Raw genomic sequence first — 13,200 nt, 5'->3', positions numbered from 1 at the left:
TTGAAACAATTCAACTTTAAGGAACCGTTTGCAACGTCTGGTTTGCAAACGTTGAGCCAAAATTACATTTTTCTTTTCAGACAGCCAAAGGGAATTAACCTTTTTTATGCATTTTACAACATTTTTCCTTGCGAGCCTATTTTTCACAAAATCAAGCAGTAAAATGAATGTTCTGTCATAAAAAACGGCACCTTACCTTTCAGAAAATTCATAAGATACCGGCTTCGGTTTCCGAATCATCTTTATTCCGATTCACCGGATCGGATAAAGCGTCCGTTTTCCCACACATACCGCAACGGTTTCCGGATAAGATATGCCTGTAAATTGGCAGAAGTTGCCTTATCCAAATAATCAGGAGTAGTATATCGGAACAAAAGAGTCCGGTTATCGGCTGAAAGACGAGCTTCCTGGAGACTGATATCAGTATGGGTACGCAGATTCTGTAACGAATCAGCCTGGACTTTATTGGCCGGTGTACGGAAGAAAAGGGAATCGGCCGGCAAGTCAATGAAACGGGAGGCCTCCAACGGTTTCCAGTCCGTATCATAGAACCTGACCTTACTATCGGAAACCGGAGCCTGATAAGTCTGAACAACACAGATGACTTTCAAAGAGTCTTTCAACGGCAACAGTTTCATCTCCATCGAACTGACCGATGTCATCTTCAGATACAGATAATCGTCTGTCAGTTCGGTCATTTCGGATGTCTTACCAAAGCGGTTACGTACCTCCGCTTTCATCTTACTGGCCAGAAAATCACCGAAATCCTCCCGATTCACCTTGGTCAACAACGGAACCAACGTATCGGGCATGGCAACAAACAGTTCTTTCATATTCTGTGCCTGCAAAGAAATACTTACAAACAGGCTTATCAATAAAATCAATCGTTTCATTTTATTCTGCTTAATCGGGGCCAAAGATACACAATAAATTTTTCCTGACCAGTTTATTGGGAAGATTTAAGAAATAGACTGCAGCTGCACGACAGACTAATCCCGCCAAGCTTCTCAGGAATTGCTTTTACGCTTCAGGAAATCTGTCGGACTTTCACCGAAATACTCCTTGTAACACTTCGTAAAATAAGAAGGTGATGTAAAACCGACCTCATAAGTCACTTCCGATATACTCTTCTCGGAAGAAGCCAGCAATGAAGCAGCTTTTTTCAGACGGGCAATACGCAAAAGTTCATTGGGAGAATAACCGGTCAACGCTTTGGTTTTCCGATAAAGCTGTACACGTCCTAATCCCAGCCTGGCTCCCAAATCTTCTACACTCACTTCCGAGTTTCCCAGTTCCTCTTCTATCAGCTGGCGCAATTTGCTGATAAACCCTTGGTCCACCTGATTCAGCCCTTCTTTCTGTACGGCAGGTTTGTCTGCAAAGAAATTCTGTACCCTCCGATGGTTCTCCAACAGGTTATGTAAACGTACTTTCAACAAATTGGCCGAGAATGGCTTGGAAATATAGGAATCGGCTCCACATTCATACCCCTTGATTTTCTGTTCCTCCAAGGTATAGGCAGTAAGCATCAGAACGGGTATGTGTGAGGTCTGCAGTTCCGATTTCAGAATCCGGCAACATTCCAAACCGTCCATGACCGGCATCATCACATCACAAACGATGACATCGGGAACATGTTTGGTAGCCTGCTGCACCCCTTCTTGTCCGTTCGCCGCTTCCAGTATATTGTACTCCCCGGATAAAAGCGCCCGGATATATTGACGGACATCCGCATTGTCTTCGATAACCAGTACGGTTTCTTTCTCTTTATCCGGTGTGTGGGCATCCTCTTCGTATGTGATATGAACTTCTGACTGGTCGGCCGCCAAAACCGCCCCTTCCTTCAGGTTATTCAGCAGATTGGCACGTTTCTCCTGAGGATTCAAAACCCCTTCCTGTTCCGACGGTAAGTCAATGATAAAAGTCGTACCCTTATGTTCCTTACTGTCTACCCGTATCTTCCCGTGATGCATCTCCACAAAAGCCTTTACCAAAGCCAGTCCGATACCGGAACCGGAATCATGCACATCCACCTGATAAAAACTTTCGAAGATATGGGCCAACTGTTCTTCAGGCATGCCGATTCCCGTATCGGCAACTTCCAGACGAATCCAGGGTTTCTCATCTTTCCGGAAAGCAGACAAGCGTACGGCTATTTCTCCATTGTCGGCCGTAAACTTGAAGGCATTCGACAACAGGTTGTAAGTGATGCGTTCCATCATCTCCGGATCGGCTACCACATCATACAGTTTTCCATTCGCCTCTTCCTGTACATCTACTGTAAAATGTATATGCTTACGATATGAAAGCGTACGAAAGGCTTCTGTCCAGTCTTTCAAACCTTGGGCCAGATTAAAGGAACTGAGATGCAGTTCCAGTTTTCCATTTTCGAATTTCCGGAAGTCCAAGGTCTGATTAATCAGTCTCAACAATACCGTCACATTCTTTTCTATCAAGTCCAACAGATAACGGTCATTCTTGCTCAATGAAGCCGACTGCTTCAATTGTTCCACCGGATCGGCAATCAACGTCAGCGGAGTGCGGAAATCATGAGAAACACTGGTAAAGAAAGCCAGCTTGGCATGAGTCACCTCCTCCAGTTTCCGGGAAAGTTCAATCAACTGGTCACGCTGTTCCTCCAACTGTGTTTTCCGGGCTGAAAGTTCAGCATTCATTCGTTTTTTAGTCCAGAAAGCCCGGACAACAAAGACAAGCAGCACACACACCAATATCAGAATCACAACACAGGCCAGCAGGAACATCCGCTGAGAAGAATAGCGCAGTAGAAAATCATCCAGCTGCTTATCCAACAGTTCTATTTTTCCATCCAACGTTTCGATATGCTGAGTTTGCATCAGCATGATACGGGCATTTTCCCGATTAACCAACGCAGTAGACAACAGATTAACCCGTTTATATGGCTTGTGCTGAAGAATCTGCATAGCTACCTGCATAACACAGTCACCACCTGTAGGATAAATGAACGTTGCATCAAAAAGTCCGTCGGAAACCAGCTCTACCCCATGTCCCTTTCCTGGTAAGGCATCTACACCGACAAATAACATATCCTTACTGCGGTTTCTTCTGACAGCCACATTACGTGCTCCAACTCCCATCCGGTCGTTTTGGGCAAAAACAAGGTTAATCTCCGGATAACAAGTCAATACGGAATCAAAGACCTGTTCGGCATCCTGAAGTCTCCATCCGGCATCTACTGTAGCCAACAAATTAACATGTCCTGATTCGGTCAAGGCTTCTTTCAGTCCCCGATGACGCTCCATAGCCGGGCTGGAATCGCTCAACCCTGTCAGTTCCACCACATTTCCTTGACCTCCCAGTCGGTTGACAATGTATTGTCCTATCTCGTACCCCATTTCATAATTGTCTGCTCCTACATAAGCAGTATAAGACTCCGAATCAATTTTCCGGTCTACCAGTACCACCGGTATTCCTTTCTGATATATCTTTTCAATGACCGGAGTAATGGCAGACACCTCATTCGGAGCTACAACCAGCAAATCCACTCCATCATTGACCAACGTTTCAATATCTTTAATCTGTTGTTGACTGTCATCGTGAGCCGATTTGAATTCTAACGACACCCCCGGATAGAACAAGGCTTCCCGTTCTATTTCCCTATTCAATTGAGTCCGCCACGCATCATCACTACATTGAGAGACTCCGATACGCCAAACAGACTGCTCTGATTCACAAGCGGAAAACGACAGGCACAGAAACAAACCCAGAAAAAACAGAATAAAAATTTTATGCTTCATAGGAGAGGTTTAAAGTAACACAAAAGTAATCGATAAGCTTTAATCTAGCAAGCAAGCTCTATTTTTTATTTGTATTTTGACAGGGAGACAAAAAAGAATACTGACAATTACACAGATTTGCGTCGGAGAAGAATATTGATTTTCAATATCCTTTTTAAAATAAGTTCTGATATTTTCAAAGATATCCGAAAGAAAGAGGGTCGGAATTGTATCCTGACAATCCAGACCCTCACCAACAATCTTCTCTCTCTAACTTAAAAACACTTTATTTCATACGTTCCTTCAGATAATCCGGAATGACCGGCATAGCACCATTTTGCGTACAGACGAATGCCGATACTTCTACAGCCAGACGATGTGCCTCTGTAATAGGCATACCTTTCAGCAAGGCAGCAACGAAAGTCGCAGTAAACGAATCACCGGCACCCACCGTATCGGCAACCTCCACCTTCGGAGTTTCCACAAATGATACATTTCCCGGAGTAAACACATAACTGCCGTTCACACCACAAGTCAGAATCAACATCTTCAGATTATACTTGGCCAACAGAATCCAGCACTTGTCTTGTAAGTCAATTCCCGGATAGCCAAACATACGGCTTACCGTAACCAATTCTTCATCGTTAATTTTCAAGACATTACATCTTTTAAACGAATTACACAGAATCTCCTTGGTATAGAATCCCTGACGAAGATTTATATCAAAGACCTTCAAAGTATTTCCTTCCGGCATCGCATCCAGGAATTTATTGATTGTTTCACGAGATACGACACTCCGCTGCGCCAACGATCCGAAACAAACAGCAGAAGTCTGCTTAGCCAATCCTTCCAACGCTGAAGTATAAGGGATATTGTCCCAAGCTACACCTTCTTTAATATCATAACATGGAATGCCTTCTGCATCCAGTTCTACCTGCACGGTACCTGTCGGATAAGGTACCCGTTCAATCATGCTGTAAAGCTTCTTCTCATAAAAATTCTCCAGAATTTCTGTACCCAGCTTATCCTCTCCTACTGCACTGACTGTCCGTCCGTCAAGACCAAATTGAGACACATGATACGCAAAATTAGCCGGAGCTCCACCGATTTTCTTTCCTTCCGGAAGCACATCCCACAGTGCTTCACCAATTCCTACTACGATTGTATTATTCATATTATTAATGTTTGATTTTTAAGGTATAAAAAAGTAAATAAACAACTCCTACAGTCATTACGCCAACAGCGCCGTCCTGCCCCATGGCATCGCTGGCAAATCCCATCAGCAACGGAAATACCGTACCGCCGAAAAGTCCCATAATCATCAGACCGGAAATCTCGTTCTTCTTCTCTGGCAATGAGAGTAATGCCTGCGAGAAGACAATGGAGAAGACATTCGAATTACCGAATCCAATCAGCGCGATGGCTGTATAGATGACATACTGCGCATCTGAGACGAAAAGCAGTACCATGGCAACCAACATACAGATGACACTGATGATGAAGAACAGCTTCGAAGAAATCTTCTGCAGAATAATAGAGCCTGAAAAACAACCGATGGTACGGAAAATAAAATACAGGCTGGTAGCAAAAGAGGCCTCATCCAACGTCATACCCAGACGCTCCATCAGAATCTTGGGAGCAGTGGTGTTAGTACCCACATCGATACCGACATGACACATGATACCCAGGAAACAGAGGATAATGAAAGGATTACCCAACAGCTTCAGACAATCCACAAAACCGGAAGCCTTGTCAGGCTTCTCCTCTTCGATAGGAGTAGCCCCCAACCACAAGATGGCAAGGATGGCAATGACCATGTAAATGGGGAACAGTACACGCCAACCCAGACCGAACTGAGGAATGGCACAAGTAGCTCCCCACATGGCGATATACGGGGCCAGGAAAGAAGCGATGGCTTTCACAAACTGACCGAAAGTCAATGAACTGGCCAGCTTGTCACCGGAAATGATATTACTCAACAACGGATTCAGGGAAGTCTGCATCAGTGCGTTACCTATACCCAATAAAGAGAAGGAACACAACATCAGCCCGTAGCTGTCACCGAAAATGGGCAGAAGCAAAGACACAAAAGTAACTACCAGACTCAGAAGTACCGTTTTCTTACGCCCGATACGGTTCATCAGTATACCGGTAGGTACGGAAAAAATCGGCTTTTTCAAATCCGCCTTCACATAGTTCGAAGCAATTCCCACCAGATCAACAAATCCCATGGCAAAGAAACAGAGCATTACCGGGAAAAGTTTCGCATATTTCAATTGATTGTTTGACATTTAAATTCGTTTTAAAAAACAATAATACACATAAGATTACAGATTCGCATTCTATCACGATGCATACAATAAAGAATTACTGCAGTTTATAAACGGTCAGTGACTTCACCGTAAACTTGCCTGTACCGGAATCAAACACCATCCGATTGTAAGGAGCAGACGGGAAAACCAGATTGGTCATGGCAAATTTGCCATCCTCTCCAAAGGCTTCCACACTGGAGCGGTCAACAAACAGACGTAACCGGATATCACCTTTTGTATCCTCAACGGGAGCAACGGTCAAGGCCGGAAAATCCTTGCTGAAACTTACCTCTCCACTTTCACTACGGTCCATTGCAAACTGTTTACGCAACACATCGTAATACATGGTTACCTTTTCCCCGTTATCATTCAGCAGACTGAAAGTGATTTTAGACGCACCCGCATTATTCAGAGTCATTTCTATTTCATAAGCTCCCTCGTTGGACGGAAGCAAGCTTTTCACTTCGTATGGACCTGAAACACTGAATGAAGGAACACTAATTTTCTCTGTACGTGCTTTTTTGATTTCAGCAGATGGCGTACTCTTCAAATACAGTTCTTCTCCCAGTCTATAAAGAGTCAGATCACGGGCTATTGTATTCGCACTCCGATACTGCCGGGTAGGTACATTGTTAGCGTATTGCCAATTGCTCATCCATCCTAAAGCGATACAACGTCCTTCGGGAGCATTGCTCCAAGTTACCGTAGCGTAATTATCTTTTCCCCAATCCAACCATTTGGTCTGAGTCGGCGATTCATTCACAAATACTTTTCCATCGAACGAACCGACAAAGTACTGCGCTGCACTTCCACCGAAAGGACCACCAGGATTCAAGTTACAAATCAAGACCCATTTCTTTTGCTTGGTACCTTCTATCTGTACTTCTACCAAGTCCGGACATTCCCAAACACCACCGTGAGCCCCTTGCATGGCACCGAATTCACTCTCCTTCTTCCATTCCTTCAAATTGACAGAAGAATAGATTTCCATGTGCTGACCTACAGCCAGCATCATCACCCAATGCTTGCCCGGTGCATACCAGAACACTTTCGGGTCGCGGAAATCACGTTCCGTAGAGGTAAGTATCGGATTATGCTCATATTTGGTAAAGGTCTTTCCGTTGTCCAGGCTATAGGCCATGCTCTGCGACTGCACGTCTCCCCACGGAGATGGTTTGGCAGAAGTATAGAAAGCGATAACGGCATCCTTACCGAAACCGGCTGTGTTCTCCTTATCCACCACACACGAACCGCTGAAAATAGCTCCCCAGGCATCCGGTGCAAGAGCGACACCTTCATAGTTCCAATGCGTCAGGTCTGTACTGGTAGAGTGTCCCCAGTGCATGTTTCCCCACATCGAACCGTACGGATTATACTGGAAATACAAGTGATACACGCCATCCTTGTAGAACATACCGTTCGGGTCGTTCATCCAGCCGTAAGCAGGTGTATGATGATAAACCGGACGGAATTTCTCCTTGTTTGTCATGTCGAACGAATCAGACATTTTAAGTTCTTTCCAGCAAAGTGAAGATTCCGGCAAGCCCTGTATATCAATGGAAATATGCTGCCCCTTATAAGCTGATAAAGACAGTGGGAAATAATAATCCACTCTTTCACGAGCAAGGCGGACATTCATATAAGTTCCTTCCTGCTTATTATTTTTGATAATACCTATTTTACTTTCTGGAGCATTTTCTTGAATCGGAAGGAGCAGATATTGTTCTGAGACATTCAAGGAAACAAGATTTTGTTCGTTCGCCATATGACGAATTGTAAACAAAGAGTCGGCCTGTACTGAAGCAGTCATCCCCAAAAGCATCCCTAAAAATGCTGTTTTTATTGTATAAGTATATTTTTTCATAGCAACCTGTTTTTAATGTTTTTCATTAGTTTGCCTATGCCTTCCCATCAGACAGGAAGGCAGGCAAAACTAGAAAATTATTCATATCCCTTATTTTGTGTATAAAGACCTGGAATATAAAACATCTGGTTATAAGGAATCGGGAAGTACTCGTTCTTACCGGCAGTAAAATGAGCATCCTTATAATATTGTCCATAAGGCTGACCTTCATACACATCATTCTGTTCACTCAAGAAATAAGCATTCAATGTCTCAGAAGCAATACCCCAACGACGCAAATCAAAGAAACGTCCATTTTCCATAGCCAGTTCCAATCGGCGTTCCCAACGCAGGCATTTACGAGCAACTTCCTTTGATGTGAAATATCCTGACGGATAAAGAGCGATTTCACACTGATCTTTAGCGTAACTGATATGTTTGTCAATAGACATTGCAGCACGATTACGAATATCGTTGATAATATCCAATGCTTCCGGTAGTCTGTTCAGTTCAATCAAAGCTTCTGCGCGCATCAACATAACATCTGTATAACGGAATACATAGTCATTCATTGCAAAAGCCTGCCAGGAGCCATTATAAGTTTCACCTTTTGAACGCTGCGGAACTTCCTTCAAAGAAGTATAATATCCGTAAGTGTTCGGATTACGTGAATTGGCTGTAGTCATTGTATACTGAGCTTCATATTTGTAAGGGAAAGTAGGCATACCTACAGTGTGGAACAAACGTGGGTCCCACTTCTGGCTGTCTGGGTTTCCATTGATCGGATAATCAATTTCGTTATTATAATCATCAAACATAGGAAGACCATCGCGTGTCTTGAAGGCATTGACCAGATTCTGTGACGGTTTATGGAAGTCCCAACCGCAAGACCACATCTGCCAGCATCCGTTCAGTGTATTCGACCAGTTGGCACGTCCATAAGTTGTATTATCACTCTGATAATCTGAACACTGTACAGCAAAAACAGATTCCTTGCTGTTCTTGTATTCCGGCAGGAAGATATCTCCATAATCTTCCAAATAGCCATAACCAGAAGCAACAACATCCTCAGTATAATCTACCACTTTCTGCATATACTCGGTATTGATATGTTCTTCGCCTGTAGTAGCTTCATATCCATCACCCCAAGCCAATGTCAGATAACATTTTGCCAGATATGCGGCAGCAGCAATTTTGTTAGCTCTACCATCTTCGCCTGGACCTTTAACAGGCAATGTTTCATAAGCAGCCTGGAAATCGTCGATTACTTTTTGGAACAACTGTTCGTAAGTCAAGGCAGTATTGCTGACCTGCTCATACTCATTGTTTTCTACCACACGTTCGTCAATCCATGGAACCTGACGGAAAACTGTCATAAGTTTGAAATAGAAATGCGCACGCAGGAAACGTACTTCGGCAACACGCTGTGCCTTTACATCTGCACCAAGTGCATCGCCATTACGTTCCAATGAAAGTAATGCACGGTTACAACGTGAAACAGCTACATACAGACGATACCACAATTCGTCCATCTCACCTGGAGTAGTAGAAGTAAGAGTTGTCCAAATATCGAAAGCATGGTAACCTGTATCGGTAGTACCAGAACCACCCTTCAAACAGTCATCTGAACTTACATCACCGTAAGGGAACAGATTGAACGGATAAGTATACCAGCAGTCACCCAACATAGCATACGCAGCATTAACCATTTTTTCAGGTTCAGAAAAAGCTTTATCTTCATCAACCACAGCAGTCGGTGTGTAATCCAAGAAATCTTCACAGCTTGACAATGACAATCCTAATGTACAAGCAGCCAGTAATATATATTTTTTCATCATAATTATTATTTTTATTAGAAACCTATCTGTAAACCAAATGAAACGGAAGTAGCAATCGGATAGTTCCAGTTCGGGTTTTCAGGGTCCGGACAAGTCAATCCTTTACTCTTTATTGTCAGCAGATTCTGTCCTGATACATAAACCCGGGCACTTGACATCTTGAATTTAGACAAGAATGAAGTAGGTACTGTATAACCAAACTGCAGGTTACGTAATTTCAGATAAGAACCATTTTCTACATAATAGCTTGAAGCTCTACCTTCATCAGCTGTATTATTAGTAGTCAAAGCCGGGATAGTAGATTCTGTATTATTGGTATTCCATGCACCCAGCAAACGGTTACCTTTGTTTGAACCAGCATCGGTAATGCTCCAGAAGTCTGTCTGAGCTTTCTGGTTGTTATATACATCCTGGTCGTATACTCCCTGCCAGAACATAGTCATATCGAAGCTCTTGTAAGTCAATGAAACATTAAGGCCATAAGAGAAAGCAGGAACCGGGTTGTAGATCCAATCCTGGTCATCGGCAGTAATGATTCCGTTTCCATCCAAATCTGCATATTTCAATCCACCGACACGTGCATTAGCCTGTCCGGAAGCATCAACTTCAGCCTGGTTCTGGAAAAGACCTTCTACAATATATCCAACAGAAGAACCATAAGGCATACCGGATTCTACCAGATTCTCTTTAGAAGTATGTGCATATGATCCAGTAGTCGTAGAAGGAAGATAAGTCACCTTATTCCGGAAAAAGTCAGCATTTGCCGTTACATCCAGTCCTAATCCACAAGCAAAAGATTTACGATACCCTAAACTGAATTCCATACCCCAGTTGCGCAAAGAAGGACCATTCTGCCAAGAGGCACCACCTTCACCGATTGCGCCCAAGTATGCCGGATTAATCAACATATCATCTACATCCTTCACATAAGCATCGATTGTACCATACAAACTGTTGTTCAGCAAGTTGAAGTCTGTACCAATGTTATACTGAGTAGCTGATTCCCATTTCAGATTAGGATTAGCAAGCTGTGTAGCACGATATCCTGAAGGGAAAGTTCCAGAGCCTTGCAACAACAAGTCGTATGCTGTAGAAGTCACACGGTCCAATCCATAATCTACAACATAAAGTCCGAACTGTGCATTATTATCAATAGCCTGGTTACCAGTCTGTCCCCAAGACAATCTGACCTTCCAGTCATCCATCCATTCTTTTTCGAGCAATTTAGAAATACGGAAACCCAATGTAGCTGCCGGGAAAGTACCCCAACGGTGACCTTTACCGAAACGAGAAGAACCATCACGACGAATAGTAAATGAAGCCAGAATCAAATCATCGTAGTTGTAATCAATTTTACCAAAGAAAGAAGCCAGTCTGTAACCAACCTTCGCACCGGTATTTTTCATAACACCAGTAGCGGCATTCGGCCACATGTAATCTACATCTTCCAATGCATAACCTTCAGAGTATGCAGAAAAATCAACTAAGCTTTGCTTGGAAAGTTCAGCACCCAACAGAACATTAAAGTCGTGCTTGCTAGCAATATTGAAATTATAATTGATAGTGTTTGACCATGTCCAGTTTACTTCATTTCTATGAGACAACGTAGTTTTAGCGATGTCATTGTTCACAATATCTGAATGGTATGTATGGTTCATGGAGTTGATGAACGAGTTATAAACATCCAAACCGAAATTGGAACGGAATACGAATCCTTTGAAAGGTTTGATATCTACATATCCGTTACCGAACAAACGCCAATAGTTCAAATGATTGTCTTTGTTGTGATACAATTCACGCAACGGATTCTGACGGTCACTCATACCTCCAACAGGACCTGAGAAAGTAGTACCGTCTTCTTCGTATACCGGAACAATCGGAGCCATCTTCAAAGCATTCTCCATCGGAGCGCAATCAGCCTGGCTTGTATAAGTCAATGTGAAGTTTTCACCGATAGTGATGTATTTGTTTACATTGTACATTGAGTTCATACGGGCAGAGATATTCTGAAAATCTGTATATTTCAAGATACCGTTATTCTTTTTATAACCCAAAGAGAACATCGTAGAATGCTTGTCATTTGCATGAGACAAAGATAAGTCATAATTCTGAGAGAATCCCACTCTTGAGATTTCGTCCAACCAGTCTGTATCTGAATAACGCATTGTCTTCTTGCTGTTGATAAATCCGTCATACAAACCGTTTACTGTATAATCTACATACTGGTTTGTGCTAGGATTCCATACTGTAATCGGTGTTCCAGAAGCAGCATTCAGATTTAAACCATAATTGTTGGCATAAGCTACAGGATCCAATCCGTCATTCAAAGCAGCCTGAGCCATCGCTGTAGCATATTCAGACGAATTACATACTTTCATCAAAGATTGAGAAGAATAGAACTGAGCAGTCAGGTTTGTAGAAAAATCTACTTTTACTTTATCAGCCTTTTTCCCTTTCTTCGTAGTAATGATAACAACACCATTCGAAGCACGAGAACCATAGATAGATGCTGAAGCGGCATCCTTCAATACTTGCATGCTCTCAATATCATTTGTATTTAAAGAATTAAGAGCCATGTTTGTCGGCACTCCATCGATTACATAAAGCGGATCCTGAGAAGAATTGAAAGAACCGATACCACGGATACGTACTGTAGCTGTTCCACTCGGAGAACCATTTGCAGTAATGGTCATACCTGCTACTTTACCCTATAAAGCTCGCATAGGATCCGGATCTGAATTTGTTTTCAATGATTCTGTGGAAACGACAGCTACCGAACCTGTCAAATCGGCTTTACGCTGAGTGGTATAACCGGTTACTACCACTTCCTGAAGTACCTCAGAATCCTCTTCCAACAAAACCTTCAGAACTCCTTGCGCCTTTAAGGTCTGGGATTTAAAACCCACATAAGAAATAACGATTTCTGAACCTTGATTGACTGACAGAACGAATTTTCCGTCGAAATCGGTAATTGTACCATTCGTTGTACCTTTTTCAAGAACTGTTGCCCCGATAATAGGCTCTCCGTCAGATTTGGAAATCACAGTTCCTTCTACCTGCAAACTCTGCGCTTGCATTACCATACACACCATTGCAAACAGGAGTGTAAAAAAGAATGCTCTTTTTTTGCTTTCCATCGCATTAAGATTTAGTTAAACATTGATTAATCATTTCTCCATACGCCGTTCAAAACGGTACTGCAAAGGTATCATCCGGCAACTCAAAGATATGTAAAAAATGTTTCTTTATCGAGCAATCTTGTTGCATGAAACATTTTTACTAGAGAAAGTAACATTTTTACAAATTTTCCATAAAACGGCAGGATTTAAATATCAATAAATTAATATATCCGCACAGATTCCTCCATTCTTTATAAAACAAAGCCTTAAATGCTGATTAAAAAGATTTTAAATATAAAGCTACTACCCCAAAATGAACAATAAGAAACATGC

6 protein-coding genes and 1 pseudogene are annotated in these 13,200 nt (G+C 42.6%); all 7 read right to left on the bottom strand.

Annotated features, from left to right (window positions below; translation table 11 throughout):
* Positions 1–242 precede the first annotated feature (242 nt).
* Positions 243–893, bottom strand: a complete 651-nt coding sequence (locus tag C510_RS0107550; RefSeq protein WP_025892326.1) for a DUF3256 family protein — start codon at positions 891–893, stop codon at positions 243–245.
* A 114-nt stretch (positions 894–1,007) separates the two neighbouring features.
* Positions 1,008–3,776 carry a substrate-binding domain-containing protein gene (locus C510_RS0107545; RefSeq protein WP_025892325.1) on the bottom strand — a complete coding sequence of 923 codons (2,769 nt, stop codon included), beginning with the start codon at positions 3,774–3,776 and terminating at the stop codon, positions 1,008–1,010.
* A gap of 265 nt (positions 3,777–4,041) precedes the next feature.
* A complete protein-coding gene (locus C510_RS0107540; protein WP_018710733.1) occupies positions 4,042–4,929 on the bottom strand; it encodes a carbohydrate kinase family protein in 888 nt (295 codons plus the stop codon).
* 4 nt (positions 4,930–4,933) lie between these two features.
* The gene (locus C510_RS0107535; RefSeq protein ID WP_018710732.1) at positions 4,934–6,046 is read right to left on the bottom strand and encodes an MFS transporter; all 1,113 of its coding nucleotides are present in this window, start codon (positions 6,044–6,046) and stop codon (positions 4,934–4,936) included.
* Between the two features lie 76 nt (positions 6,047–6,122).
* Complete coding sequence (locus C510_RS0107530) at positions 6,123–7,931, bottom strand: glycoside hydrolase family 32 protein (protein WP_025892323.1); 1,809 nt, start codon at positions 7,929–7,931, stop codon at positions 6,123–6,125.
* Between the two features lie 77 nt (positions 7,932–8,008).
* Positions 8,009–9,748: a RagB/SusD family nutrient uptake outer membrane protein gene (locus C510_RS0107525; protein ID WP_018710730.1), complete on the bottom strand. Its 1,740-nt coding sequence runs from the start codon at positions 9,746–9,748 to the stop codon at positions 8,009–8,011.
* Positions 9,749–9,762: 14 nt separating this feature from the next.
* Positions 9,763–12,831: pseudogene (locus C510_RS16275) on the bottom strand (SusC/RagA family TonB-linked outer membrane protein).
* Positions 12,832–13,200: the final 369 nt, after the last annotated feature.

The sequence above is a fragment of the Phocaeicola barnesiae DSM 18169 = JCM 13652 genome, from assembly GCF_000374585.1.
GTDB classification, from domain to species: domain Bacteria; phylum Bacteroidota; class Bacteroidia; order Bacteroidales; family Bacteroidaceae; genus Phocaeicola; species Phocaeicola barnesiae.
This window is presented reverse-complemented; position numbering and strand designations above follow the sequence as displayed.

Bases quoted from the DNA above. Each gene is read 5' to 3' on its own strand.
- C510_RS0107550 (WP_025892326.1), bottom strand. From the start codon at position 893: ATGAAACGATTGATTTTATTGATAAGCCTGTTTGTAAGTATTTCTTTG.
- C510_RS0107545 (WP_025892325.1), bottom strand. From the start codon at position 3,776: ATGAAGCATAAAATTTTTATTCTGTTTTTTCTGGGTTTGTTTCTGTGC.
- C510_RS0107540 (WP_018710733.1), bottom strand. From the start codon at position 4,929: ATGAATAATACAATCGTAGTAGGAATTGGTGAAGCACTGTGGGATGTG.
- C510_RS0107535 (WP_018710732.1), bottom strand. From the start codon at position 6,046: ATGTCAAACAATCAATTGAAATATGCGAAACTTTTCCCGGTAATGCTC.
- C510_RS0107530 (WP_025892323.1), bottom strand. From the start codon at position 7,931: ATGAAAAAATATACTTATACAATAAAAACAGCATTTTTAGGGATGCTT.
- C510_RS0107525 (WP_018710730.1), bottom strand. From the start codon at position 9,748: ATGATGAAAAAATATATATTACTGGCTGCTTGTACATTAGGATTGTCA.